At 66.6% G+C, this 24,599-nt stretch carries 17 protein-coding genes; 5 read left to right on the top strand and 12 right to left on the bottom strand.

The annotated features are described in order from the left end of the window. Nucleotides 1–21: 21 nt before the first annotated feature. Together AB4Y42_RS17545 and AB4Y42_RS17540 are read left to right on the top strand one after the other, a co-directional pair. Nucleotides 22–1,284, top strand: coding sequence for a DUF3734 domain-containing protein (locus tag AB4Y42_RS17545; protein ID WP_368687920.1), 1,263 nt, complete (start codon nucleotides 22–24; stop codon nucleotides 1,282–1,284). Nucleotides 1,285–1,416: 132 nt separating this feature from the next. Beyond that, the gene (locus AB4Y42_RS17540; RefSeq protein WP_368687921.1) at nucleotides 1,417–1,794 is read left to right on the top strand and encodes a hypothetical protein; all 378 of its coding nucleotides are present in this window, start codon (nucleotides 1,417–1,419) and stop codon (nucleotides 1,792–1,794) included. 41 nt (nucleotides 1,795–1,835) lie between these two features. Here the strand turns inward: AB4Y42_RS17540 and AB4Y42_RS17535 are convergent, their stop codons facing one another. The 11 genes from AB4Y42_RS17535 to AB4Y42_RS17485 form a co-directional block, all read right to left on the bottom strand. Then, nucleotides 1,836–2,993: a cell division protein FtsQ gene (locus tag AB4Y42_RS17535; RefSeq protein WP_368694848.1), complete on the bottom strand. Its 1,158-nt coding sequence runs from the start codon at nucleotides 2,991–2,993 to the stop codon at nucleotides 1,836–1,838. A gap of 4 nt (nucleotides 2,994–2,997) precedes the next feature. After that, nucleotides 2,998–4,407: an MBOAT family protein gene (locus AB4Y42_RS17530; protein WP_368694847.1), complete on the bottom strand. Its 1,410-nt coding sequence runs from the start codon at nucleotides 4,405–4,407 to the stop codon at nucleotides 2,998–3,000. A gap of 4 nt (nucleotides 4,408–4,411) precedes the next feature. Continuing rightward, nucleotides 4,412–5,152 (bottom strand): cell division protein FtsQ, encoded by a 741-nt coding sequence (locus tag AB4Y42_RS17525; RefSeq protein WP_368694846.1) that lies wholly within the window; start codon nucleotides 5,150–5,152, stop codon nucleotides 4,412–4,414. A gap of 46 nt (nucleotides 5,153–5,198) precedes the next feature. Beyond that, nucleotides 5,199–5,849, bottom strand: coding sequence for an SGNH/GDSL hydrolase family protein (locus AB4Y42_RS17520; RefSeq protein WP_368694845.1), 651 nt, complete (start codon nucleotides 5,847–5,849; stop codon nucleotides 5,199–5,201). Nucleotides 5,850–5,893: 44 nt separating this feature from the next. After that, nucleotides 5,894–9,889 (bottom strand): cellulose synthase subunit BcsC-related outer membrane protein, encoded by a 3,996-nt coding sequence (locus tag AB4Y42_RS17515; protein WP_368694844.1) that lies wholly within the window; start codon nucleotides 9,887–9,889, stop codon nucleotides 5,894–5,896. A gap of 13 nt (nucleotides 9,890–9,902) precedes the next feature. After that, the gene (bcsB, locus tag AB4Y42_RS17510; RefSeq protein WP_368694843.1) at nucleotides 9,903–12,233 is read right to left on the bottom strand and encodes a cellulose biosynthesis cyclic di-GMP-binding regulatory protein BcsB; all 2,331 of its coding nucleotides are present in this window, start codon (nucleotides 12,231–12,233) and stop codon (nucleotides 9,903–9,905) included. A 40-nt stretch (nucleotides 12,234–12,273) separates the two neighbouring features. Then, entirely contained in the window at nucleotides 12,274–14,640 is a 2,367-nt protein-coding gene (gene bcsB / locus AB4Y42_RS17505) for a cellulose biosynthesis cyclic di-GMP-binding regulatory protein BcsB (protein WP_368694842.1), read from the bottom strand. Beyond that, complete coding sequence (gene bcsA, locus AB4Y42_RS17500) at nucleotides 14,637–16,883, bottom strand: UDP-forming cellulose synthase catalytic subunit (protein ID WP_368694841.1); 2,247 nt, start codon at nucleotides 16,881–16,883, stop codon at nucleotides 14,637–14,639. Before bcsA ends, bcsB (AB4Y42_RS17505) begins: the two co-directional genes overlap by 4 nt. Continuing rightward, a complete protein-coding gene (gene bcsR / locus AB4Y42_RS17495) occupies nucleotides 16,880–17,329 on the bottom strand; it encodes a BcsR/BcsP family cellulose biosynthesis protein (protein ID WP_368687929.1) in 450 nt (149 codons plus the stop codon). The genes bcsA and bcsR overlap by 4 nt, the downstream gene beginning before the upstream one ends. Before the next feature lie 96 nt (nucleotides 17,330–17,425). Next, nucleotides 17,426–17,854, bottom strand: a complete 429-nt coding sequence (locus AB4Y42_RS17490; RefSeq protein WP_368694840.1) for a cellulose synthase — start codon at nucleotides 17,852–17,854, stop codon at nucleotides 17,426–17,428. 454 nt (nucleotides 17,855–18,308) lie between these two features. Then, nucleotides 18,309–19,925: an MFS transporter gene (locus AB4Y42_RS17485; protein WP_368694839.1), complete on the bottom strand. Its 1,617-nt coding sequence runs from the start codon at nucleotides 19,923–19,925 to the stop codon at nucleotides 18,309–18,311. Between the two features lie 274 nt (nucleotides 19,926–20,199). On the opposite strand from AB4Y42_RS17485, the gene AB4Y42_RS17480 reads away from it, so the two are divergent. After that, entirely contained in the window at nucleotides 20,200–22,212 is a 2,013-nt protein-coding gene (locus AB4Y42_RS17480; protein ID WP_368694838.1) for an esterase/lipase family protein, read from the top strand. A gap of 13 nt (nucleotides 22,213–22,225) precedes the next feature. Here AB4Y42_RS17480 and AB4Y42_RS17475 read toward each other — a convergent pair whose 3' ends face one another. Then, complete coding sequence (locus tag AB4Y42_RS17475) at nucleotides 22,226–22,678, bottom strand: DUF4188 domain-containing protein (RefSeq protein ID WP_368694837.1); 453 nt, start codon at nucleotides 22,676–22,678, stop codon at nucleotides 22,226–22,228. A gap of 61 nt (nucleotides 22,679–22,739) precedes the next feature. Here AB4Y42_RS17475 and AB4Y42_RS17470 point away from each other — a divergent pair, with 61 nt between their 5' ends. Both AB4Y42_RS17470 and AB4Y42_RS17465 read left to right on the top strand, forming a co-directional pair. Next, on the top strand, nucleotides 22,740–23,303 hold the full coding sequence (locus AB4Y42_RS17470) for a TetR/AcrR family transcriptional regulator (protein WP_368694836.1): 564 nt from the start codon (nucleotides 22,740–22,742) through the stop codon (nucleotides 23,301–23,303). Nucleotides 23,304–23,378: 75 nt separating this feature from the next. Next, nucleotides 23,379–24,494: a patatin-like phospholipase family protein gene (locus AB4Y42_RS17465; RefSeq protein ID WP_368694835.1), complete on the top strand. Its 1,116-nt coding sequence runs from the start codon at nucleotides 23,379–23,381 to the stop codon at nucleotides 24,492–24,494. Nucleotides 24,495–24,599 lie beyond the last annotated feature (105 nt).

The following is a 24,599-nucleotide window of genomic DNA, read 5'->3' as shown; positions in this document are numbered from 1 at the left end:
CAACGAACGAAGGGAGAACGTATGCGCAGCAGCAATCTAACCGCCCGCACGGAGCGCAAGCCGTTTGAGCTGCCGCGCTACGACGAAATCGCCCTTGTTTTGCAGGGCGGCGGCGCGCTCGGGTCCTATCAGGCCGGCGTGTTCGAAGGGCTCGCGCAGGCCGGCGTCGAACCGCATCGCATTGCGGGCGTGTCGATCGGCGCGCTCAACACGGCGATAATCGCGGGCAACGAGCCCGCGCGGCGTGTCGAAGCGCTGCGTGGTTTCTGGGAGTCGATCTGCCATCCGCTCGACTGGTTCGGCAACCTCGGCGCGCTCGCCATGCCGATGTTCAGCCAGCAGGAATTTTCGCGCCGTTGGGCCAGCATGTGGGCCGCGGGTCGCGCGCTCACCGAAGGTCAGCCGGGCTTTTTCGCGCCGCGCCGCCCGCTGCCCGTCGCGGGCTGGCAGAAGGCGACGCCGAATGCGGTGAGCTACTACGACACGGCCGCACTGAAGTCGACGCTGCAACGTTTCGCCGATTTCGACCGCATCAACGACGGCCCGATCCGCGTTTCCGTGGGCGCCGTGAACGTGCGCAGCGGCAATCTCGTCTATTTCGACAACGCGAAAATGCGGCTCGAGCCCGAGCACTTCATGGCGTCGGGCGCGCTGCCGCCGGGCTTTCCGGCCGTGGAAATCGACGGCGAGTATTACTGGGACGGCGGCCTCGTGTCGAACACGCCGCTCACGGAGGTGCTGCGTGACGCGGACCACAAGGACACGCTCGTATTCCAGGTCGATCTATGGAGCGCGAGCGGCAACGTGCCCGCCGATTTTCTGGACGTGGCCGAGCGCGCCAAGGACATTCAATATTCGAGCCGCACGCGCGCCATCACCAACATGCTTGCCGATCGGCAAAAGCACGCGCGCTTCATCAAGGAACTCCTCGAGCACGTGCCCGCCGAGGCGCGCCGCAGCGATCCCCTCTTCCAGCTCGCGGAGAAGGTGGCCGATGGGTCGTCGATCAACGTGGTCCATCTGATCTACAAGAACAAGCCTTACGAAGGGCATTACAAGGACTACGAATTCAGCGCCGACACCATGCAAGAGCACTGGTCGAGCGGCGTCGAAGACATTCGCGCGTCGTTCGCGCAACCGGACTGGTTCGCGATCCCGAGCCGCGAGCAAGGCTTCGTCACGCACGACATCCATCGGCGCGCGGGCGAAGTGCCCGAGTCGGATCGCGCCGAGCTGAGCGCGGGCGCATCGGGACAGGTGGATCTGACTCGCAAGGTCGCGTAGGCGTAGCGCAAGAGCCGACCCGGCGTCGGGCCCGCGCCCGAGGGTTTTCCTTGACGCCGGCCCGGCAACATCGCCAATGGTTGACCGACGGAGGACGTGCTAGGCTCCCTTCAAACAACTCCGGAGACAGCGATGCCGTTCATCTGCGAAAACGTTGAATGTCGTGCCGTACTGGCTCGCGGTCAGGTCAGAGCCAGTCACGAGGACGACGGGTGGTGTTTCTACTGCCCGGACTGCAAGACCCGGAACGAGTTGAAGGATGTCGGCATCCCCGGCGGTCCTGCCGAGTTGGTTCAGCCGGAACGATCCGGCCCCCCGCACAGGATCATCGCGACGGCTCGCCCCCTCGAGGACGGCGGCTACGCAGCGCAATTGCGCGTGCAAAGGGCGCTCGCGATAAAAGGCACCTACGCGGTCGAGGAGCGCTGGGAGCAGCTCGGCGTGTTCCCGAACGCGCAGGAGGCCGTAGCGCATGCAAATACTTTCGCGTCCGAACTGCTGAAGGCCTGATCGCAGGCGGCCCGGAGGATCGATTACCCGGGCCGAAAGCCTCAACGCGAAGCCATCGTGCCCACCGGACCGGCTTTCGGCACGACCACGTCGTCCTCCGCTTCGAGCGGCGCCTGCAGATCCCGTTCGTCCAGTTCCCACACCACCAGTTTGGGCGGCGTCTGGGCGTACGCGGCGCTCGCGAAATACGCGCGCGCCGAGCCGCCGAACTTGCCGCCTTCGCGCGCGAAATTCCCCACGCCCTGGCCTGATGCCAGCGCCAGCTGCGGCACGAAATCGGAGGTCGTCGAATATGAGGTGCCGATGACCGCGATGCCCGGCAGATCGGCATCGCCGAACAGATCGTCGGCCGACGCGGCCGCCTGGGCCACGTGAAGGTACGCCCGGCCAGTCACGATCTCCGCTCGCGGCTGCCAGGAGACCGGCAACGCATCGAGGCCGGCCAGCCGCACGAGGTCGCCGGGCCGCCGGGCGGGCGCCTTGTCGGCCACGCGGTAGCCGGGCTGGCTCGAACCCGGCGGCTCGTCCAGCGCCCGAATGCGCTGCGCCACCGCGCGCGCCGCGGCGCCCGCGCCGTCCTGGGTCCAGTGCGTGTCGGTCCGGAAAAACGCGTCGCCCGGCACGCCGCGCAGCGCCGGGCCCAGGTCCACCACGGGCACGCCAACGGCGGCGAGACGCGCTGTCCAGTCGCCCAGACGCGCACTCAGCGATGCCGGCCGATACAGGCCGCATAGATGCTGCGGTTCGATGCGCGACTTGTCGGGCACCACGGCAACGAGCAACGCAATGCCGTGCCGCGCCAGTTCGCGCTGCACGGCGGCGACCGTCGCGGCGCGCGCCGCGAGATGGCGCTCTGCGTCGGGGTAGACATTCAGTTCGTCGCGCAGGAACAGCCAGCCGGGGCAGCCCTGCCGCACGCGCGGGCCCAGATCGCCCAGCGTCAGCCAGCCCAGCGCGCGCTGCATGCGCGCGGCGTCGGCGGCGATCGGCGTATCGGCCATGCGGCTGGCGAGTGCCTTCGGCACCGTGCCGTCCAGCATGCCCGCGCGCGTGACGGCGTGCGGCAGCAGCGCTGCCGTCGTCGCCGCGAACCGGAGATTGAAGAACAGGCCCGCGAACAGGAAGCCCATCAGCATGACGGCAACGGCCTTGCCGGCGCGCGTAGCGGGTAATGGCGGAAGCGGCTTGGGATCTTCCATGGCGTCAGAACTGGAAGTAAAGGAAAGGCACCGCGCCGCGCGCGACGATCAACCCGAACGACAGCAGAAAGCCCGCGAGCGGCCACACGGCCTGCCACAACCGGCCCGGCACCGTGTCCGCGAGGCGTTCCCAGCGCGATTGCCAGACCGGCAGCAGCACACAGACGATGCCCAGCGTGGCGGCCAGCCCATGCACGGGGCGCAGCAGCACAAGCGTGGCGTCGCTGAAGCCGATCCCGTTCAAGCCGAACTGGCCACGATACATGGCGAGCGCCGCATGGAAACCCACCGCGCGGAACAGCGTCCACGCGAGCATGACGAAAACGAGCGTCAGCACGTGCGATAGCCACAGCGGCACGGCGGGCATGCCGGCGCGCCGCCAGAGGCGCGCCACCGTCAGCGCCACGCCGTGGGCGATCCCCCACAGCAGGAAGTTCCAGCTATCGCCGCCGTGCCACAGGCCCGCGATGGCCATGGTCAGCAGCAGGTTGCGGCAGGTTTGCCACTCGCCGTCGCGGTTGCCGCCCAGCGGGATGTACAGGTAGTCGCGAATCCAGCTCGACAGCGACAGGTGCCAGCGGCGCCAGAAGTCCTGAATGCTGCTGGCGAGGTACGGATGGTCGAAGTTCTCGGGGAAGCGAAAGCCCAGCATCTGCCCCAGCCCGATGGCCATGGCGCTATAGCCCGCGAAATCGAAGAACAGCTGCAGCGTGTAGAAGCCGCAACCGAGCCATGCGTCCGCCAGCGTGGGCGCATGCATGGCGAACACCGCATCGACGATGGGCGACAGCGTGTCGGCCACCAGCACCTTCATGCTCATGCCCACCATGAGCCGCCGCGCGCCGGCCGCAAAAGCGTCCCAGTCGACCGTGCGCGACGCCAGCTCGCGCTTGACCCACGCATAGCGGATGATCGGCCCGGCGATCAGGTGTACGAACATTCCCTGATAGGCCCCATAGCGGATCACGCTGCGATCGGCCGGGACCGTGCCGCGCTGCACGTCGATCAGGTACGAAATGGATTGCAGCACGATGAAGGACAGCCCGATGGGCAACACGACGTGCTGCCACGGAACCGGCCCCGCGTGGCCTGCCGCCAGCACGTTGTCGAGGCTGTCGACCACGATGTTGGCGTACTTGTACCAGCACAGGATCGCGACGTTCACGACGATGAAGACCGCGAGCCAGCCGCCGCGCGCACGCGGGCTCGGCGCCCGGTCGATGACCACGCCGCCGAACCAGCCGCAGAAGGTCAGCGCGATGAACAGCAGCAGAAAGACCGGGCTCCACCAGGCATAGAAGAACCAGCTGCAAAAGAGCAGCACGCCGTTGCGCCAGCGGGCCGGCGACACGACGTAGATCGCCAGGAAGACCGGCAGAAACAGCGTCAGGAATTCGAGGGACGCGAAGACCATGCGATCAGCGGCTCACCGCGTCGTTCGCGAAGAAGATGCGCGACTGCGCGCCGGCCGGCACGAGGAACACCGTGTAACGCTGGCCCGCCGCGAGCGTGCCCAGGTTCAGCGGCTGGCCCACCGGCTGCCCGCCGCAGGCCAGTTGCACCGACAGCGCGACCGGGTTGACCTGGCGGCGCTTGCTCTGCCCCGCGGCCACGCCGTCGAGCAGCACGATGTCGCGGCCCGGCACTTTCAGCGTGGGCGCCGCGCAGTGCGCATCGAGGTTGTAAAAGCCCACCGAGGCTTTGAGCGCGTTGAAGTCGTCCGGCTTTTCGCGCACCGTCACGACCTGCGAATGCGCGCCCTTCTGCGCCCCGTCTAGCGCGACGATGCTAACGAACTCGCCGGGCTTCACGGTCGCGCTGACGTCCTGCTGCGCGCCGCCGCCCGTCAGCGTGCCGGCCACGGGTTTGCCCGCGGCAATTGGAAAGAAGCGGCTGGCCGGGTTCGCGGCATCGAGCGTCAGGCGCGCTTTCGAACCTGCCGAGGTCACATCGACGGGATGCGATCCGCCATCGACGAAACGCACGAACGACGCATCCTCCGCCGGACCGCTCGGGTACAGCGGGATATCGGCGGCCATGGCCGGTTCAATGGCGAACGGCGCGGCAAACGGTGCGGCCAGTTGCGCGGACAGCGCGAAGCCGGACAGCGCAAGGCCGCGAAGCACGAAACGCAACGGCTGGGAAAGGACGTTTTTCATTGTTTTTCTCAGACTCTCGATGTGACGAAGCAGCGGCGGCAGTGCCTTACTTGTGCTGCACGACCGGTAGCTTGACCAGCGCCTTCATGATGTCCGCGCCCCAGTACTTGTAGCCGGTCGTCGTCAAATGCTGACCGTCGACCGTCGCCCATTCGCCCGGCTTCGAAAACGTGAGCGAGTCGATGTACTGGCACGGCGCGACGTTGGTGGCGAGGAAGGACGAAAGCTGCTTCACGCGCGCAAAGCTCTTCTGGTACTTGCCGCCTTCCGAGCCCCACGCCGGCCCGACCCAGATGCACGCCGTCTTGCTGGCCGCCAGGTCTTGCGTGAGCGCCGTGACCTGCTGCCACACCCAGCTCTTGGGGAAATCGTCCTTGCCGTAGCCGCCGATGGTGTCGCCTTCGACGATGATGACGAGGTTGGCCTTGTTCGCTGCGACGAGTTGATCGATCGGCTGCGTCTTCGCGCTGTGATCGACGACGAGCGGCGCCTTGCCGTTGCGCGTGGCGCCGCCGCAGGTGCCCGGCACCGACTTCACCCAGTCGCCCGGCACGCTGCCGCACACCCCGTAGGTGTGCACCTGCGCACCGGCGGCGATCAGCTGGTCCTGCAACGTGTCGATGAGATAACCGGGCTCGCTCAGATGGCTGTCGCCAATCATGAGAATGCTGAGACCTGCAAGTACGGAAGCAAGCATGAACTTGAAACTCCTGAAAAACGATCGATCTGCGATCGATCGGGCTACTGATCGTTGTAATGCGACTGGTAAGGCATGACCGGCATATCCAGCGACTTCGTCTGCGGTGCGAAGCTAAAGCGCAGATACAGTCCGGCCACCCACTGGCGGTAGCTGGACGCATTGTTGGCGCCCACCGATGCGCCGCCCGTGAGGTGATTGCTGAAGCGGTACTCGGCCGCGGCCAGCAGGTTGTAGCCGACGCCGGTCTTCGACTGCGCGGGATGGACCGCGCCATCGCTCAAGCCAAGCGACGTCGCTGCCGAAGCGGCCGCCGCCTGCAGCGTGCTGTCGGTCGGGAAGTACGGCGCGCCGGCCTCGTGGTAGTACTGCAGACCTGCCGAACCCTGCAGCTTGTAGGTCCAGCGATCCGAGCGCTGCGCCCACGTGATGGGCACGGTGAACGCATAGAAGCGCTGCGGACTGAAATAGCCGCCGTTGCCATAGGTGAAGTTGTTCTGGTCGTGGCGGTAGAACTCGCCGCTCAGGTTCATGCCGATGGTCAGCATGTTGCTGGCGCTGCGCAGCAGGTACCAGTACGTGCCCGCGCCGACCTCGGCGCCCTCGTTGGACTGGACGCTGTAGCCGTCCAGGTATTTCACGGCGCCGTAACCGTAAAAGCCGTAATCCTGGTTGTCGACGCCGATCGCGCCATGCAGCCCCGTGGCGGTCACGCCGCCCCAGCGCAGGCCCGAGCGCGCGTCGGTCGAACCGGCGAACGACGTGATGCTGTCGGTCACAGCGCGGCGCGACACGCCCGCGTTGAACCAGCCGCCCTTCGCACCGATGGCGCTCTTGAACGACACGCCGCCGACCACATTGGTGTACTGGAAACCCAAAGGCGTCGTGCCGATGTCGAACGCCCACTTGCGCGTCTCGTAGCCCACGCCCAGACCGACGCCATGGACGCTCTGCGCACCCGGCGCAGCGACCGTGCCGCTTTTCTGATCCTGTGCCGCAACCGGGCCGCCGCCGAACTGGCTGCTGCTGTAGACATCGGTGCCGAGCGTGCCGCCCTCGAGTTCCACCGGCGTCACGCGCAACGACAGCTTGCCGTTGCCGACCGGCAGCAGCGCTTCGAGCGGCTGCTGCACATTCGTCAATTGGGAGGTCCCGCCGGCGCTGTTGTTCGACGAGACGAACAGGCCGCCGCGAATCTCCGCTGAACGTTCCGAGCGGATATCGTCGAGTTCGTTGCGCATGTCGTCGAGCGAGATCGCGCCCTCCTGAGGCGCGCTCGTGGCCTGCGCGTCCTGCGGCGCCTGCTCGCCGATCGGCGTGCCGGCCACGGAAGGCAGCGCAGAGGCACGCGCCGCCTTCGACGTCGTTGCGGACGAGCCACCGGAAGCCGTTCCAGCATCGCTCGCGAGCGCGCCATCGGACGCGGTGCCCCCAGAGCCCTGCGCGGCAAACGCAGTGGCAGCCGGCTGGCGCTTGTCGCGAGCCGCACGGCGGCGGCGATCGTCGTCGTGGACGAAGGGATTGCCCGCCACATGGACGCCTTGCGCCTGCACGCCGAGACGCTTTTCCTTGGCGGCGATGGCCGTCACCAGCAGCGCCTGCGCCTCGCGGGTCTTGCCCTGCATGGCATAGATGCGCGCAGCGCCCGCCAGCACGTCCGGATCGTTCGGCGCCTTCGCAACAGCCCGTTTCAGGGCTGCGTCCGCCACGTCGCCCTTGCCGGCCTGCACCGCGGTCATCGCCACGCCTAGCTCCAGACCGGGGTTGTCGGGGTCGTTCGCGAGCGCCTTCCGGTAGAGCGACAGCGCCTCGGCGTACTGGCCATCGGCCGCATACATGCGCGCGAGCGCGGCGTTGGCCAGGCTGTCGTTGGGCCGCTTCGCGAGAACCGGCGCGAGCGTGTCGTAGGCCTGCGCAAGATCGCCTTGCTGACGTTGCTGCTCGGCCAGACGCACGGCGTAGAGGTAATTCAGGTCGTCCAGTTGCCGGCGCTGGTCCGCGGTCAGCGTCTCGCCCTGCAAACCGCGGATTACGTCCTGGGCCTGAACGTTCTGGCCGGTCTTGAGCAGCAGGCCCGCGTAGGCCAGTTGCACATCGGGACCGCTGCCCTTCAGGCCATTCGGCATCAGTCCATGCATCAAGGCCATGGCGCGCGGCAGATTGCCCGCGTCGACATAGGCCTGGGCCAGCGCGCTCACCCGCGCCGGGTCCTTGCCCGCCGACGCTTCGAGCCGCGCCAGCATATTGCGCGCGTCGTCCAGGTTGCCGTCGCGCGCCAGCTGCGAGGCCTGCGCCGCCACGGCCTGGAAATCGATCTGCTGCGCCGTCGCGACCATGTTCGGCGTCCGCGCGGCAGTGGGAATGCGCGCCATCGTGTCCTGCGCGCGCGTCCAGTCGCCCATCTGCATGGCGAGCAGCGCGCTCGCGTAGAGGGCGTCGGGATTGTCGGGGTTCGAGGCGAGCAGGCCGTCGACGAGTTCCCTCGCCTCGTCGGCATGGCCCTGCCGCAGTTCGTAGCGCGCCAGTTCCAGACGGATCCACGGATTGTCGGGATCGCGGTGCTGCGCGTCTTCGAGGATACGTCGCGCCGCGTCCAGATCGCCGCGCTGCTCGGCGGCGTCGGCGCGGCCCGCGGCGACCGCCGCACGCAAACGATCGAGGCCGCCGATGCCGGCCTGCTGCTCGGGCGACATGCCGTCGACCCACTTCTGGGCCTCGTCGGCGCGCCCCGTCGCAGCGAGGATATCGACGAGCCCGCTCACCGCCTCGCGGTTGTTCGGGTGCGCCGCCAGCACCTCGCGGTAGACCTTTTCGGCTCGGGTCAGATCGCCCTGCGCCGCATACAGCCGGGCCGACGCATTGCGCCCGCCCGGCTCGGCCGGGTCCATGCGCAGCGCCTGGTCGAGCTTGCTGCGCGCGGCGGCGTAGTCGCCCGCGCTTTGCGCGCCTTCGGCCTGATTCACGAGCAGCCAGTAGCGTGCCGAAGCGAGCGCCTTGTTCCAGTTGGCGCCGGCCCCAGGACGCGCGACGGCGCGCGCGAGCAGCGCCTGCGCCTGCGCCAGGTCGCCCTGTTGCATGCGCACCAGACCCAGCCCGCCGAGCGCGTCGGTATCGTTGGGTTTGTCGCGCAGCACGTCGGTAAAGGATTGTTCGGCGGTCGTGATGTCGCCTGCCTTGAACGCCGCGAAGCCGCGCGTCAGGCGCGGGTCCATGACCGGCGCGGCAGGGGCGCCAGCTGCGCGCGGCGACACCATCTGATGGCGGATTTCATCGTCATCGGGATGCAGCTTCAGATAGTCCTCGAACCACGACTTGTTCTTCGGCGTGGGCGTGACCCAGGTCAGCACGGAGCGCCAGGCTTCCGTGGCCGCGCCGCCAATGTCCGGGCGCGCGGCCAGCTTTTCCAGCAACGCGACGCCTGCCGCGCGATAGCGTTCGTCGCGCACCTGATGCTGGGCCAGCGCCAACTGGGTATACGGATCGGGCGTCTCGGCGTTCAGGCGCGTCAAGCCCTGAATGGCCGGATCCACGCCGCCGTCCGTATAGCCGAGGAAGGTGTAGTACTCGCGCGCCACATTGCCCTGCGGAGTCTTGCCGCCCAATGCCCTGTCGTATTGCGCGAGCGCGGCTGCCAGCGCTTTCGGGTCGTTCTGGTTGACGGCGTCCTGGGCCATCTGGCGCGCCTTCGCGAACGTGGACTTGTTGGGCTCCACGGCAAGACGCAGGTCCTGCTCGAGCAGCGGCACGTAGCGGCTGTCGGGCGCGGCAGCGCGCAGCCTCGTCAGATAGTCGTTGGCGACCGCAAACTGCTTCTTGCCGACGGCAATCGCCCCCATGCCATAGAGGCCTTCGGGCTGCTTCGGGTCGGCCAGCAGCAGCTTCGACCAGGACTGCGCGGCCAGATCGGGCTTGTCATGCGCCTGCCAATAGCGGCCCTGCTCGAGCAGCATTCTGGAGCTGGCGTCCTGCGCCCACGCGGGGTGGCTGACCGAGGTGAGCAACAAACCCAGAACACAGGCCTGGCTGCGGCTGACTAACATGACGGCTTCCTGATTATTGTTGTGCGTGCTGCTTTGCGCGCAGCCGTGCCTCGGCTTCCGCATCGCGCCGCGCCTGACGGCGCCGCAAGGCCACGAACCCACCCGCCGCCAGCAGCACGAGCACGACGACACCGAACGCCTTCAGCAGCGACGCCAGCGACACGCCGAACGAAGCCAGCCACCAGTCGAGGCCGCGCCACAGGCCCAGATGCCCGACGTAGTACGTGTGCTCGCCCACGAGCGCATCGACTTCATTGCCGCGGATCGACACGAGGCTGCCCTGGATGGGCTGCTTGTCGTAGTTCGGCACGCCCAAGAGCGCCGCGACCGCATCCTTCAGGCCATCGGGTTGATTGCTGACCAGCATGACCACGCTGCGGCCCTTTTCCTTCGGCGACTCGAAGCCCGCCAGCACGGCGCTCACGCCCGGCCCGGTCCAGGCGAGCGACAGGCGCCCCGGTGCCGCGTCCAGACGCGGATTGGCGTGGAACCATCCGCGCACGCGGCCCGGCAGATCCGAAACCGAGAACTGCGCACCGTGGTCGTACGCCGCGGGCATGTACGGCGCCCAGTCCTTGAGCCACGCCTGATCGGCGCCCGAGGCGATCACGAGCAGATCCTTCGCCGCGGGCATGGCGTCGATGCGCTGGCCGCGCAGCACGGTGACGCCGCGCGCCGGATAGCCGGTCGAGTCGCCCATGCGGCCCATCACGGCCAGATACGTGCTGTATTCCTGCGTCCCTGCATTCGCGCCGAGCACGACGTCCGTGTCGGACAGGTCGGCCATACGCGTGAACGGGAAGCCCGCCTGGGCGAACGCGGCCAGGTTCGGCATCGCGATGTAGTGCGGATAGGTCGACAGATCGATCGTCGACTCGGGATCGATCGCGCCGCGCACGTTGTCGATGATGATGTCGCGGCACTCGCCCTGCTTGATGTAGTCGTACATGTAGCGGAACTGCAGCTGCGTGTTCGGCTGCAGGAGCGACTCCAGCGGCACTTCCAGTTTCGCCTGACGCGGCAGGCTGCTGTCGGGCAGCACTTCGGCGCGCAGCTTGTCACCGCCTTCGAGACGCTCGAGCGGCAGCAGCGGAATCGACTTCATGAACTGGTCGCTGACGTTGAACAGCAGCGACGAATTGACCATGTAAGGCTGCGGCGTGTAGCGGTAGTGCAGGTCGATCGGCACGTTGGGCGCATGCCAGCCGAACAGGTCGGGCGGCACGCGCGTATTGATGCGGATGAGGTCCGGGCTGTAGCCCGACACACTCAACTGTTTGGTGTCGATCAGCTCACCGAACGACACGGGGCGGTCGGTGCGCAGCCAGCGCGGGGCGTCGTAGGGCTTGCGCGGCGCGAGGTCGGCGAAATGCGTGATGAGCGCGCTCGAGCCCGACAGCGTCTGGCTGCCGGTGACCAGCGCGTCGGCCGCCTGCTTGAGTTCCTTGCCGTCGCGGCCCATGACGAGCAGCAGCTTGCCGTTGGGATCGTTCGGGTTGCTGACGATGGCGAGCGTCGGACCTTGCAGCGGCGCCCCCGCGATTGCCGCCTGCTGCGTGCCTTCGACGATGACGACCGCGTTGCCCTGCGCGGGCACGGCGGAGAGCGACACCGGGAAGTCCGCGCCGCGGAAGCTTGCCAGCGCGCCGAACCACGACGACACGGCCCCTGCGGCCTCGAGCGCGGCCGTATCGGGATTGCCCGCGAACACGACTGGCAGGTTCAGCCGGCGGATGTCCTGGCCGTCGAAGAACGGCTTGGGCAGGCGCGCCAGATCGTTGGCCTGCGGCAGCGGCTGCGTGTCGATGCTCAGCGTGCTTTCGTTGCTGATGTTGGCCCACAGGCTCGAATGCAGCGGGTCCTCGCACTGCGTGGTGTAGTGGCCGATCAGTTGCAGACGCAACTTGCTGTTCGAGGCGAACAGATACGCCGGCAGCGCGATCGTGCGCTGCAGGCTCGCGCCGGCCGTGTCCTTCGGCACCGCGATCGAGGCCGCCACCTGGTCGTTGACCAGCACGTTGATGTGCGAGAGATCGGGCAGCAGCGCCGGCGAATAGGCGTAGCGCAGATTCAGGCGCGCACCGCTCACGACCTGATCGTCGCGCACGCCGACCGGCAGCGTATTGCTGCCGTCGACGCCGCGCAGATTGAGCGCGTATTGCGCACCCAGTTGTCGCAACGACCAGGTCACAGTCGCTGACGACGCAGCAGCAGCCGCAGCGGGCTGCGCCTGCACATTGTTTGCGGCATTGCCGCTCGCCTCAGCCTGGGCGTGCGCCGTCGAGACGAGGGTGCAGCCGAGCAGCAGTGCCGGCAACGCCCGCAATACCGGCTGTACGGTCATGCAACGCGCGAGGCGTGCCCGGGAAATTGCAGGCCGTCTTTTAAACATGAGAACCTCGTCGTCCTTCTTCACGTTGCGATGTCTGGAGAATGTCCAGATTCAGGCGGCTCAGCGCGCGCCGATGCAGGAGTACGCCGCCGAGCAAACCGATGAGCACGACGCTGACGAGCGTCGCCGCGAGCAGCAGCACGATGTGACTCGCGAAGAACCACTCGACCGCGAGCCGCAGCGGCAAGGAGCCGATGAAATAGCTCTGGTCCTTGTTCAGCGTGGTGAGGATGCCGTCGTTGACGACCACGAGGCTGCCGCCGATCGCGTCGTCGACGCGGTAGTGGCGGGCTTGCAGCGCGTCCGCGACCGCGCTGAGGCCGCCCGGCGTGTTGCCCGCTACGACCACCACGCTGCGGCCATGCGCCAGCGGCGACTCGAACCCGGCCACCATGCCGTCGTGGTCGTCGCTGCGATAGAGCGCGGCGATGTCGGCCTCGCGCCTGGCTTGCGCCTGGCCGCCAGTGAGCTTGTCCCACCACCCGGCGAGCCCGTCGCCGGACGGCGGTGCCGGAGCGAAGAAGCCGCGCGGTAGATCGCTGCGCCACGCCTTGAGCAACGGCTGGTCGTCGCCCGAAGCCAGCACGAGCAAGTCCTTTTGCCGCAGCGCTTCGACTTGGGCCGGATCGCCCACCGTCACGCCCAGCACCGGGTAACCGGTGGCCTGACCCATGCTGCCCATCAGCGTCAGGTACGCGGAATAGTCGTCCGCTACCGGCTGCGTGGGCAGGATCACCGCGGTTTCGGACAGATCGGCGAGGCGCGTGAACGGAAAACCCGCATTGGCGAACGCGCCCAGATCCGGCATGGCCGTGTAACGCGGCAACTGCGAAATGTCGATCGTCGAAGTCGGATCGATGGCGCTCAGCAGCGGGCCGCCGGGCACGTCCTGCCAGTGGTCCTTCGTCTTGACCGCCTCGTAGCGATAGTCGAATTGCAGCGTCGTCAACGGCGGCAGCAGATACGTCGGAATCCGGATCACGGCATGGCCGTCCGATGCGTCGCCCGGCAGCGGCAACGCCGCGATCGGCGTGTTGCCCGCCAGCACGTTCAGCGCCGAATGCGCCGATTCCGGGCGCGCCGTATAGCGATAGCGCAGATTCAGCACCGCGCCGCCGTTGTTGAAACCGAACAGGCCCGGCGGCAGGCGCAGGTCCACATCGATCGCGCCGGGCCGGAAGCCCTGGATCGTGAAGCGGTCCGCCGGCAACAGTTCGCCCAGTTCGACCGGGCGGTCGCCCGGCAACCAGTTCGGTGCGTCGAAGGGCTTGCGCGGCGCGGCCGATACCGGACCGTCGATGCGGACCTGCGGGCCCGCCAGCGTCTTCGCGCCCAGCACCAGCGCCAGCGCCGCCGTGCGCAGTTGCGGCTCGTCGCGGCCCGCGACCAGCAGCAGCCGGCCGTTGGGGTCGTTGGGGTTGGGCACGATCGCGAGCGTCGGCGCATCGATGGCGATTGAGGCGAGACCGAGGGCCGGCAATTCGTCGCGCAGCGCCAGCACGACGGCATGGCCATGTGCGGGCAGCGCGCCGAGGCTCGCGGCAAAGTGCGAGCCGCGATAGCCCGCCTGCGCGCCCAGCCACGAAGCCACGATCCCCGCGGATTCGAGGCGCCGCGCGCCGGGCACGCGAGGCAGCACGACAGGCAAATTCACGCGGCGCACGTCGCGAGCGTCGACGAACGGCGCGGGCAGTTGCGACAGGTCGCTGGCGCGCGCCGCCGGCGCCACGGTCAGTTCGAGCGCGCTGTTCGGGCCGGCTTTTAGCCACAGATCGGGACTCAGCGGATCGTTGCCTTGATCGCTGGCTTTGCTATGGGCAATCAACTCGAGGTTGAGGTGATTGAACTCGCTGAGCAGCGACACCGGCAGATCCACCGTCATCTGCGTCGATGTGCGCGGCGCGGGTTCCGGCAATGCAATCGTCGCGCCCACCACGCTGTTGAGCAGCACGTTGAGGTGCGAGAGCGCGGGGAGCAAGGTGGGCGAATAGCGGTAGTCGAGCACGAGCCGCGCGCCGACCACGCGCTCGTCGCGGCGCAAGCCGAAGTCCATGCCGGCATAGGCGTCCTCGCCGAGCAGCGTCAGCCCTTGCGCCGCATTTTGCCGAAGCAGCGGGATGCGGTAGGTATAGGTTTCGCCGGCGTCGGTGGCCGCCTGCGGCTGCGCCGATGCAGGCGCTTCGGCCGTCACGGCCTGCGACGCCAACGACGGCGCCGATGCGGCCGGCGCGCCGGGCGCACTCGCGGCCAGCGCAACGTTGGCGCCGCACGCGAGCACGGCGAGCACCAAGCCCAACCGCGGCGCCAACCGGCGCGTGCACGCCAGGGCGCGCCAAGGCAACAGATGGACGGGACTCACGATTGCTTCGATCCCAACTCGCCCGCCTGCGCCTCGGCCGAACGTGCGAGACGCTCGCGTGAGCCCATCAGCAGATGCCGGAACAACTCCTTCAGGCCGCGCACGCCGACGCCGAGCACCTCGAACAGGCTGCGCAACGGCCGGTCGCGACGATAGCGGCCCCACGACGCAATCCAGCTGTCGGCGCGCGAGAACGTCACGCGCATCAGGTCGCGTTCCTGATCGATCGTCAGGGCCGGGAAACTCACGCCCACGGTGCGGCCGCGGCACACCTGGACCTCGGCGGGGAACCTGCCCTCGTAGTCGTCGCGGAACACCGAGACCACGACGCGCTCGCCGCGCTGCGGCAGCGGCGCGTCCTCGGGCAGCACGAGTCCGAGACCGCCGTGCGAATAGTCGCTGGTCTGGCAGACGACGCGACATCCGTCGGCCAGACGGATTGCGGCCGGTAATTCGATCTGCACGCGCGGCGTGAGGCGCAGCTGCTTCGATTCGGACGCCACGCCTGCCGCCGCGCTCAGGTTCATGACGTTGTAGATCACCCAGACCAGGTTGAACAAAATGCTCATCGCCTCGGGCCAGCCGGGACTGCGGATCAGACCGGCCACCCCCACCGCAAAGCCGGCGAGGTTGATCAGCAACAGGCCGATGTAGGGCCGCGCCATCGCCCAATCGAGGAAGGACTGCCGGATCACCCCGCCCTTGGACGTCACGTTGAAGCCTCTCGTGCCGGGAAACAGCACGGCCTGGAGCGCGGGCAGAATCACGTACCACGCGAGCACCGTCTCGTAGACCTCGCTCCAGAACGAATGGCGGAAGCGGCCCTGAATGCGCGAAGCGCCGATGCTCGAAATCACGAGATGCGGCACGGCATAGGCCAACACCATCAGCGCCGACGCGTGAAAGACATGTGCGCCGAAGAACAGATAGGCCATCGGCGTGATCAGGAACACGATGCGCGGCAAGCCGAAGAAGAAGTGCATCATCGCGCTGAGGTAGCACAGCCGCTGCGGCAGCGTCAGCCCCGAAATCAGCAGCGGGTTGAACTGGCGGAAGATCTCCGCCATGCCGCGCGCCCAGCGAATCCGCTGACCGATGTGGCGGCCCAGGCTTTCGGTCGCGAGGCCCGCCGCCTGCGGAATGGCGAGATAACCCGTGTTGTAGCCCTTCATGCTCATTTTGAGCGCGGTCAGCGCGTCTTCCGTGACGCTCTCGGTCGCCACGCCGCCCACCTCATCGAGCGCAGAGCGCCGCAACACCGCGCAGGAACCGCAGAAAAACGCGGCATTCCAGAGATCGTTGCCGTTCTGCAGCACGCCATAGAACAGGTCGCCCTCATTGGGCACCTTGCGGTAGGTTTCGAGGTTGCGCTCGAACGGATCCGGCGAGTAGAACACGTGCGGCGTCTGCACCATGGCCATCTTCGGATCTTTCAGGAACCAGCCCATGCAGATTTGCAGAAACGAGCGCGTGGTGACGTGATCGCAGTCGAACACGGCGATGTACTCGCCGCTCGTCTTCGCCAGCGCCGCGTTGAGATTGCCCGCCTTGGCGTGCGTATTGTCGGGGCGCGTCAGATAGTCCACGCCGGCCTGCTCGCAGAAGGCCCGGAACTCGTCACGACGACCGTCGTCGAGCAGATACACGCGCAACTTGTCGGCCGGCCAGTCGAGCAGCGTCGCGGCCAGCACCGACTGCCGCACCACGTCGAGCGGCTCGTTGTAGGTGGGGATGTAGACGTCCACCGTGGGCCAGGCCGACGTATCGGCCGGCAGCGGCGCAGGCCGGCGATGCAGCGGCCAGAGCGTCTGGAAGTAGCTGCACAGCAGCATGAGCACCGCGTAGCCTTCGGCCAGCAGCAGCAGATAGCCGAAGGTCCGGTCCAGCGAGTTGGTGAAGGACAGGGTCTGCGTCACGCGCCAGTACAGGTAGCGCAGCGACATGAACACCGACAACGTCACCAGCGACACGGTGAGGACGCGGCCGCGAATGCGACTCAGCGCGATCGCGACGCCCATGCACAGGATCGCGAACAGCCACTGCTTCGACACCGCCAGATGGACCGTCATGGCCGACGTGAACAACAGCACGGCCGCCAGCGTCACGAGCACGCGTGACCAGCGCGACGCGAGCAGCGACGCACCCGCTTGCAGCAGTGTGTCGTCCCAGTCTCCGGCATCGTCGCTTTGCCCGGCACCGGCCGCTTGTCGTTGCGGCCGCATCGATTTCGGTTTGAGGATCATGGCGCGCCACGCTGCGCAACATCGCCGCGAGGCTCGTTGCGTTCCATGAGGCGTGCAAACACACTGCTCAGCGCGGCAGACTGCTGCACAGCGACGACAGGCTCGGGCAAGGGTTGAGCGACGGGCGCTTCGGCTGCGGCCTGCTCAGCCGGCGGAGGTTCGGACGCGGCGGCAGCAGGCGTGGCGCTAACCGGGTCGGGTGACACATCGGTCGTGGCGGGCGCATCGAGCGTATCAGCCGTAACGAGGATATCGGCCGGATCAGCGGCGTCGCCCTGCGCCGACGCGACAGGCGCGGGCGCAACGGGGTCCGGCTCCGCCGCGTTCAGCGTGGACCAGCGCCCACGCAGGCCTTGCGACTGCTCCGCCCTTTCCACTTCCCGGTACTGCGATGGGCTTGCGTCCGCTACCTCGAAAAGATTCGCAATGTCCGATGCACTGCTCATGCCCCGACCCCGTATATTCGTTGTGCTGTCCATCAAGGCGCGTCATGCGCGCAGCACGTTCTGTGTTTTTTTACTGAACTGCCGACCTGCCGACCTCTACTTACCAAACAGGAAAGCCATCGTGCCCGATGCGTCGGCAGGACACGCCGTGGTCATGCGCAACTGCGTATCGGCGCCCAACTGATGCATCCACGCTTCATAGGCCCCTTCGAGGAACGCCCCGGCCCACGCCACGTTCTCCGCGCCGAATACGGCCTTGAGCGGCGCGTGGTAATGCGTGAGCACCAGCCAGTCCTGTGCCTCGCGTATCTCGACCTGGCCCCAATCCAGCTCGCTCCACACCTGATTCATGGCGTCCCGCATCGCGGCCACGGTGGCCGCCTCACCCAGTGCATATTGATGCGCGAACTGGCCGCCCGCAGCACGCATAAGCTGGGTCAAAAACCTGGGCGTCAGGTTCTGCGTCAACTCCTGCGTGAGAAACGACAGGAACGGACGCCATTGCGGTGCTGGCATGGAATTCATCACCTATTCATGCGCCCGGAAAGAAAGCGCACAGGGTCAACAGAATTTGCAGAAGCGGCCATGATCACCATTCGAACGGTGACCGGCGTTAAGCGCAGGCGATCCTGGTGGGTGATTCCGGAAGGACGGTGGATCAACTGACGCGCGCGGCGGATTATACGTATTATTTTCGCAGTGTTTATTATTTAATTTGCCTGCAGCACTCAAATTGTCACGCGTTCGCGACAAATCAAAAACGACAACGTTTGCGCATAAAAAAGCGGCACGCCAATTTAACGCCCCATTACATTCATTAGCCCACACGCCCGGCTTCCCCGAATACGAAATACGAATTCGGTCGTATTCATTTTGACCGGGAAATTTCGCCGCGCATTTATCAATTCACCTGGATTCGCTAAATATTCACGTTGAAGTGTCATTTCCGCGAATTCAATCAGGTGCAAACGTTTGCAATTCATTTGCGCGGCTGAATGGCTGCCGCCGCGATAGCCGCTCCAGCGAACGCGCACGCGGCGGACACAACGGCGACGGCACGCAGCGCGTCGAGCATGGCCTCCGCTTCCGCACGCGCCACCAGTCTTGCGTGCGGCGTGCCGGCGCCGTCCGGTGCGAGCCCGCCTTGCGCGTCCGGCTCCAGCAACTGGCCGATCTGGCGTACGTCCACCGTCACGTGCAATGCTTCGAGGCGCGCCGCCAGCGCTGCGTGATGCGACCACACGAACACGATGCCGAGCACCGCTACCGCCAGCAGGCTCGCCACGCGCGCAACGGCGTTGTTGATGCCGGACGCGACGCCGGTGCGCTCGCTCGACACCGCGCCCATCACGGTCGTGGTAAGCGGCGCGACGGTGATCGTCATGCCGAGGCCGAGCACCGCGAGCGCCGGGAAGAATCCGCTCCAGTAGCTGCCGCGCACGAACGGCAACGCCAATAGCGTGAACCCGAGTCCGGCGACGCCCGGGCCAATGGTCAACAGCGCTCGCGAGCCGAAGCGGCTCGTCAGTCCACCGGTGAAGCGCGACAGCAAACCGATGATGACGGGCACCGGCAACAGCGCCGCGCCCGCTTCGGTCGCGGTAAAACCATGCGCGCGGATCAGCGTGAACGGCAGGAAGAAGAATGCGCCGCCGAGCCCGAAGTAAAGCAGCAGTGTGACGAGGTTCGCGCCGGTGAAGTCGCGCGAACGGAACACATCGAGCGGCATCATGGGATTGGCGCTGCGTGCTTCGATCATCACGAACGCGGCGAGCACGAGCACGCCGGCGCCGATTGCAACCAGCACGAACGGATGCTGGAAGCCTCGCGCCGACGCCTGGGTCAGCCCGAAAGTCAGACCGGCGAGTCCTGCCGCCGCGGCCAGCGCGCCGGGCCAGTCGAGCTGCCCGGGTGCATCGAGCCTGTGGCTGTTGGGCACCGATGAAACGGCGAGCGCGATCGTGAGCGCGGCGAGCGGGACGTTGAGGAAGAAGATCGCGCGCCAGGAAAATGCATCGACGAGCCAGCCGCCCGCCACGGGCCCCACCGCCGACGTGATCGCGCCGACGCCCGCCCAGGTGCCGATCGCCCGCCCACGCGCTGCGTCGTCGAACACCGCGCCGATGATCGCGAGGCTGCTGGGTACGAGCAGCGCCGCGCCGATGCCTTGGACCGCGCGCGCGGCGATCAGCGCAGCCGCATTCGGCGCGAGGCCGCAAGCCGCCGACGCCAGCGTGAACAGCGCGATGCCAGCGATGAACACCGTGCGGCGGCCAAGCTTGTCCCCCATCGATCCGCCGACCAGCACGAGCGAGCCGAGAAACAACAGATACGCGTTGACGACCCATTGCATCGCCGCGACGCTCGCACGGAGTTCGCTCTGAATGGACGGCAGTGCGACGTTGACGACCGAGCCGTCGATGAACGCCATGCTCGACCCCAGGATCGTCGCCGCGAGCGCGAGACGCTTGCGCCGGCACGGACGGTCGACTGAGGCGGGCTGCGTGCGGATCACGAGCTCGTCGCACGGGCTCGCCTGCGCGGCGACGACATGCGCGCCCTTTGGCCCGCTTTCAACAAGATCCGGGTTGGCCAAGTTCGCTCCCGTGTGGATCGATGATGACTAGAGTCTGTTGATGCCAGCGGCGCGAGTCAACCCGGGAGAGCGCATAGGCGCCGGCCGCGGATCACCGTGCGGACGCGATCCAGATCAGGCTGGTATACATCGGTCTGCCGGCCACCGCGCTGCGCCGTCCCCCATTTCGCCACACGCTCGTGCGTGACCGCGCGAATGGCCTGGATCCTTCATGACGCGCCCTTACCCATCACGCATGCCGCGTTGCCCGCCGTTAGCCCATGTGTTGGCCAATGTGTCGGCCCTCCTCGCTGCCGCGCTGCTCTGCGGCTGCGCGATGGTGCGCGTGAACTCGCTCGGCCCGCAGCAGTACTTTGCCATGCGTCGCGGAGATATTCTCTCGACCGGCCAGTTGAGCGCGGCGACACAGGCCACCTTGCGGGTCGCGGCCCTCGACGAAAGTTCGTGCCAGAGCGCGCCGCAAGCGTGTATCGATACGATCGCAACCGTCGGCGGACTCAGTACCGGACAGCGCCTTGCCTGCCTCGCCGAGTTATCGCTCCAGATGGCGCTCGAGCAAACGCCGCCTGCCGGCACCCCCTGGACCGACGCGCAATTCGATTCGTGGCTCAAGACAGCGCGATACGCGTACGCGTTTCTGTTCCTCGGCCAGCGCACGGCTGGCGAACGGGCCTTCGAGGACCGCCAGACGCAGGTTCGCGACTACTACAACTATGCGGTCCAGGAGCTGGCCGGCGCGCTGTTTCTGCGCGGCACCGCTGAAACGACCACCGGCCATCGCGATCCGGCAAATCAGTTCATCGCAGGCTGGACCATTCATATCGACCTGAGGGAGGTCCGGCTGCCCGAGGGCGTGCGCGAACTCAGCGAAGTCATTCCCGCCTCGGGACTGTCGTTCGCGGGACTCCACAGTACCTATCGCCGTGACGGCCTCGGTGCGGATCTGGTTGCGGTCACACAGCCCGCCCAGCCCGACGCAAATAGCGCTACGACTCACAGCGCAACGACAACGGCTGAAGACGATGCGAACGCGAACGCAGGCGCAACCTTCTGGTTCGCACCCGGCTCGCGTCCGTTCAATGAAATGCCTTCGCCGAACGTCACCGCACTGCTGCTGTTTGGCAATGGCACGCTCGAGCAGCTGCTCGCTTCGCACGACGTGGTGTTCTCCGCCTACGATCCGTTTCGCGTAGAGAGCGTGGAGATCAATGGCGAGACCGTGCCGCTCGCGGCCAACTTCAGTGCGGGCTACGGCATCTGGCTTGCCCGCTCCGGCTTTGCCAGGCAGTCCTTGCGTTCGCTGCTCGGCCGCACGAGGGGCATCGATCGTCCGCGCATTTACATGATGCAACCGTTCGATCCGGACCGGCGCATCGCTCTGATGCTGCACGGCCTGGCCAGCAGCCCCGAGGCATGGGTCAACGTCGCCAACGACATTCAGGGCGACGAAATGCTGCGCCAGCACTTCCAGGTCTGGCAGGTCTATTACCCGACCAACGTGCCCATTCTCATCAACCTCGCGAGAATTCGGCAGGCGGTGCAACTCACACTCGCGCATTTCGATCCCGCAGGCAAGCTGCCGGCTTCGAACGGCATGGTGCTGATCGGGCACAGCATGGGCGGCGTGCTCGCGCGCTTGCTCGTGTCGTCCTCCGACGATGTTCTGTGGGTAACCATCCAGAACAAGTACCTGCCCGAAGGGGTCGACATCGTGCGCGAGGATGAGCGGCTCGATCGTCTGCTGCGTTTTACGCCGATGCCACAGGTCGAGCGCGCGATCTTCATCGCCACGCCACACCGCGGCACGCCGTTCGCGAGCAATCGCCTGTCTCGCTGGGTCGCGAACCTGGTACGCTTGCCGCTTGCGCTGCTCAAGGAAATCGACGAGATGCTGCAGAGCGCCACCAACGCGGATAGCACCCAGCGGGCGGGAAAGACCATCATGGTTCCCAACAGCATCGAGCAGTTGCGGGAGACCGATCCCATCATCCAGTCGATCTCACGACTACCGATCAGCCCCGATGTGTGCTTTCACTCGATCATTGCGCGGCGCCGCGAGACAGGCCCGCTCGAAGATTCCGATGACGGGGTCGTCCCCTATCGCAGCGCGCACCTCGACGGCGCGCTCTCCGAAAAGGTGATCGTCGCGGGACACAGCGTTCAGGAAACACCCGAGGCGATTTTCGAAATCCGGCGCATTCTGCACGAGGATATCGAGGTGTTCGATAACCAGGGCGCACACGAAGGCGCTTGCGGCAGGCGCGCGGCGGTACATGAGACGCAGTGAACGGCGCTCTGGTCTAGTCCGCCGCCATGCGCTTTCGCGCGGTCATAAAAGGTCCCGTCGGCTGGCGTGCCGGCGCGAAGCGATCGAAGCCCACGGGGGCGGGCATGTCGATATACACCGCTTCCATTCCCTGCCGGCTATAGCTCTCATGCCAGAAGCCCGCGCCGCCGCTGTCGCGCAGGAACTCGCCCCACCAGCGAGAATGCGGCGCGCTGCGGGTAAACGCTTCGAGGCTTTCGAGGTCGCGCCAATACTGGCGGATGCCGACATGGTTGAGGGCGAACAGGAACTGCTCGCTGGAGAGCAATCCCTCCGGCGGATTCGAATCGATTTGCCGCAAGCCTTTGCCGATGCCGAACAAGGTCGCGAGCCCCCGCAGCCGGCGTACGCGGAAACCCAGGAGGATGACCACAAGATTCGGATAGGCGCTGAGGTCGACGGACTTTCGGGTGACGGTGGCTTGCATGATGGCTCCCGGTTGTTTACGCTGTAAGCATAGTCCGGAATGATTACAGTGTAAACAACCAATGAGCGATTCGAATTTGACCCTCCGTGACCGTCTGGTCGATTGCGCGCTGGCCTTGCTCGAACAGGGCGAAAGCGACGTCAGCCTGCGTGCGGTGGCGCGGGCGGCCGGCGTTTCGGCGATGGCGCCCTATCGCCATTTCGAGGACAAGGCGGGGCTGATGGGCGCCGTCGCGCTCAAGGGCTTCGCCATGCTGGAGACAGGCGCCGCGCGCGCCAACGAGGCGGACGACGCGCGCGCAGCCCTCGAGGCGCAGGGCGTGGCCTACGTTGGCTTCGCCCGCGCGCATCCGGCCCTGTTCCGGCTCATGTTCGCGGACGGCGCAGGACTCGCCCTGCCCCATGAGGATTGCCGGGGCGCTTATACGCTGATGGCACGCAACGTGGCGGCGCTGGCGCCGCATTGCGTCGAGGCGGGAGTACTCGCCTGCTGGGGGCTGGTTCACGGTCTGGCCACGCTGGCGCTCGACGGAAGAATTCCGGCCGATCCGGCCGGTGAGCGTGCGGCGATCGCGCTGATCACCCACGCGCTCAAGGCCGCGCCGCCCTCGCTCACCGGTTCCTGAGGCGGCATTCGCAGCACGCGCATTCCCTCTCGCGCGTACGATTGCCGGCAACGCGACGACGACGAGAGAGGAGCCATGGCGACAGACGAATCCACGAGCGGCGGGCAACAGTCCGGCCCCAAGGTCGCGCTTGCCCTGCAAGGCGGCGGCTCACACGGCGCTTTTACGTGGGGCGTGCTCGATCGATTGCTGGAATCGACATCGCAGGGCACGCCGTTCAGTGTCGAGGCGATCAGCGGCGCGAGCGCGGGCGGAATCAACGCGACACTCTGCGCGGCGGGCCTGGCCAGCGGGGGAGCCACGAAAGCGCGCGAGAAACTGCGCACCTTCTGGGAAGCGGTGTCGCACGCCGGGGAGCAGGCCGGCAATGCGCTCTTCGGCTTTTCCGAGCCGGGGCCGTTCGGCGGCTGGAATATCGACTGGAGTCCTGGCGCCATCTTCTCGGAGATCGTGGGACTCGTCGCTTCGCCTTACAACAATCCCTTCTATCGCGATCCGCTCGGCCCGGTGATCCGCTCCGCGCTCCCGGAAGCGGATCTCTCCGCGCTCAACGCGAAGAACGGGAGCCCGCAGGTCTTCGTTTGCGCGACCAACGTACGAACCAACGAACGCACCATCTTTACGCAGCCCAAGATTTCAGTCGATGTGCTGCGCGCATCCGCATGTCTGCCAAATGAATTCCGCACCGTGAACCTCCACGGCGTGCCGTACTGGGACGGCGGCTATCTGGGCAATCCGCCTTTGGCGCCGTTGATCGCCCATGCCCAGGACCTGATCCTGATCCTCGTGAATCCGTTCGTGCGCCACGACATGCCGCCGAAAAATGCGCGCGGCATTCTGGACCGGCTCAACGAAATCGGTTTCAACGCTTCCGTCGTGCTGGAGATCAACGCGATCGAAGCGGTCAACCGCGTGCTCGATTCGGTGGGCGAGGAAGCCGCGAGCCAAAGCCGCTTCAAGACCGTCCGGTTTCACCTGATTCGCGACGACGCTTTTCTCGCGCAGTTCGGCTTCGTCTCCAAGAGCAGCACGTCCTGGTCGCTGCTCAAAACGCTGTTCGACCGTGGACGCGAGGTGGCAGACGCGTGGCTCAAAAAAAACTACGCGAATCTCGGGCAAGCGTCTTCGCTCGACGTCAAGGATGCGCTGCTCGATCCGACGCTCAAGCAGATCAGCGGATCACACACGTAGTAAGGGGCGAGTACGCTGGCCCGGCTCGCCTCGAGGGAGCAGATCAATGCCGTTCGAATATATCGACGTCGAAACCGCAATGCAGCGCGACATCTTGCGTTGCCG

Source organism: Paraburkholderia sp. EG286B (genome assembly GCF_040965655.1).
GTDB lineage: Bacteria > Pseudomonadota > Gammaproteobacteria > Burkholderiales > Burkholderiaceae > Paraburkholderia.
This window is presented reverse-complemented; position numbering and strand designations above follow the sequence as displayed.

Bases quoted from the DNA above. Each gene is read 5' to 3' on its own strand.
- AB4Y42_RS17475 (WP_368694837.1), bottom strand. From the start codon at position 22,678: ATGCAAGCCACCGTCACCCGAAAGTCCGTCGACCTCAGCGCCTATCCG.
- bcsR (WP_368687929.1), bottom strand. From the start codon at position 17,329: ATGAGCAGTGCATCGGACATTGCGAATCTTTTCGAGGTAGCGGACGCA.
- AB4Y42_RS17545 (WP_368687920.1), top strand. From the start codon at position 22: ATGCGCAGCAGCAATCTAACCGCCCGCACGGAGCGCAAGCCGTTTGAG.
- AB4Y42_RS17540 (WP_368687921.1), top strand. From the start codon at position 1,417: ATGCCGTTCATCTGCGAAAACGTTGAATGTCGTGCCGTACTGGCTCGC.
- AB4Y42_RS17515 (WP_368694844.1), bottom strand. From the start codon at position 9,889: ATGTTAGTCAGCCGCAGCCAGGCCTGTGTTCTGGGTTTGTTGCTCACC.
- AB4Y42_RS17465 (WP_368694835.1), top strand. From the start codon at position 23,379: ATGGCGACAGACGAATCCACGAGCGGCGGGCAACAGTCCGGCCCCAAG.
- AB4Y42_RS17470 (WP_368694836.1), top strand. From the start codon at position 22,740: ATGAGCGATTCGAATTTGACCCTCCGTGACCGTCTGGTCGATTGCGCG.
- AB4Y42_RS17530 (WP_368694847.1), bottom strand. From the start codon at position 4,407: ATGGTCTTCGCGTCCCTCGAATTCCTGACGCTGTTTCTGCCGGTCTTC.
- AB4Y42_RS17525 (WP_368694846.1), bottom strand. From the start codon at position 5,152: ATGAAAAACGTCCTTTCCCAGCCGTTGCGTTTCGTGCTTCGCGGCCTT.
- AB4Y42_RS17520 (WP_368694845.1), bottom strand. From the start codon at position 5,849: ATGCTTGCTTCCGTACTTGCAGGTCTCAGCATTCTCATGATTGGCGAC.
- bcsB (WP_368694843.1), bottom strand. From the start codon at position 12,233: ATGACCGTACAGCCGGTATTGCGGGCGTTGCCGGCACTGCTGCTCGGC.
- AB4Y42_RS17490 (WP_368694840.1), bottom strand. From the start codon at position 17,854: ATGAATTCCATGCCAGCACCGCAATGGCGTCCGTTCCTGTCGTTTCTC.
- bcsA (WP_368694841.1), bottom strand. From the start codon at position 16,883: ATGATCCTCAAACCGAAATCGATGCGGCCGCAACGACAAGCGGCCGGT.
- AB4Y42_RS17535 (WP_368694848.1), bottom strand. From the start codon at position 2,993: ATGGAAGATCCCAAGCCGCTTCCGCCATTACCCGCTACGCGCGCCGGC.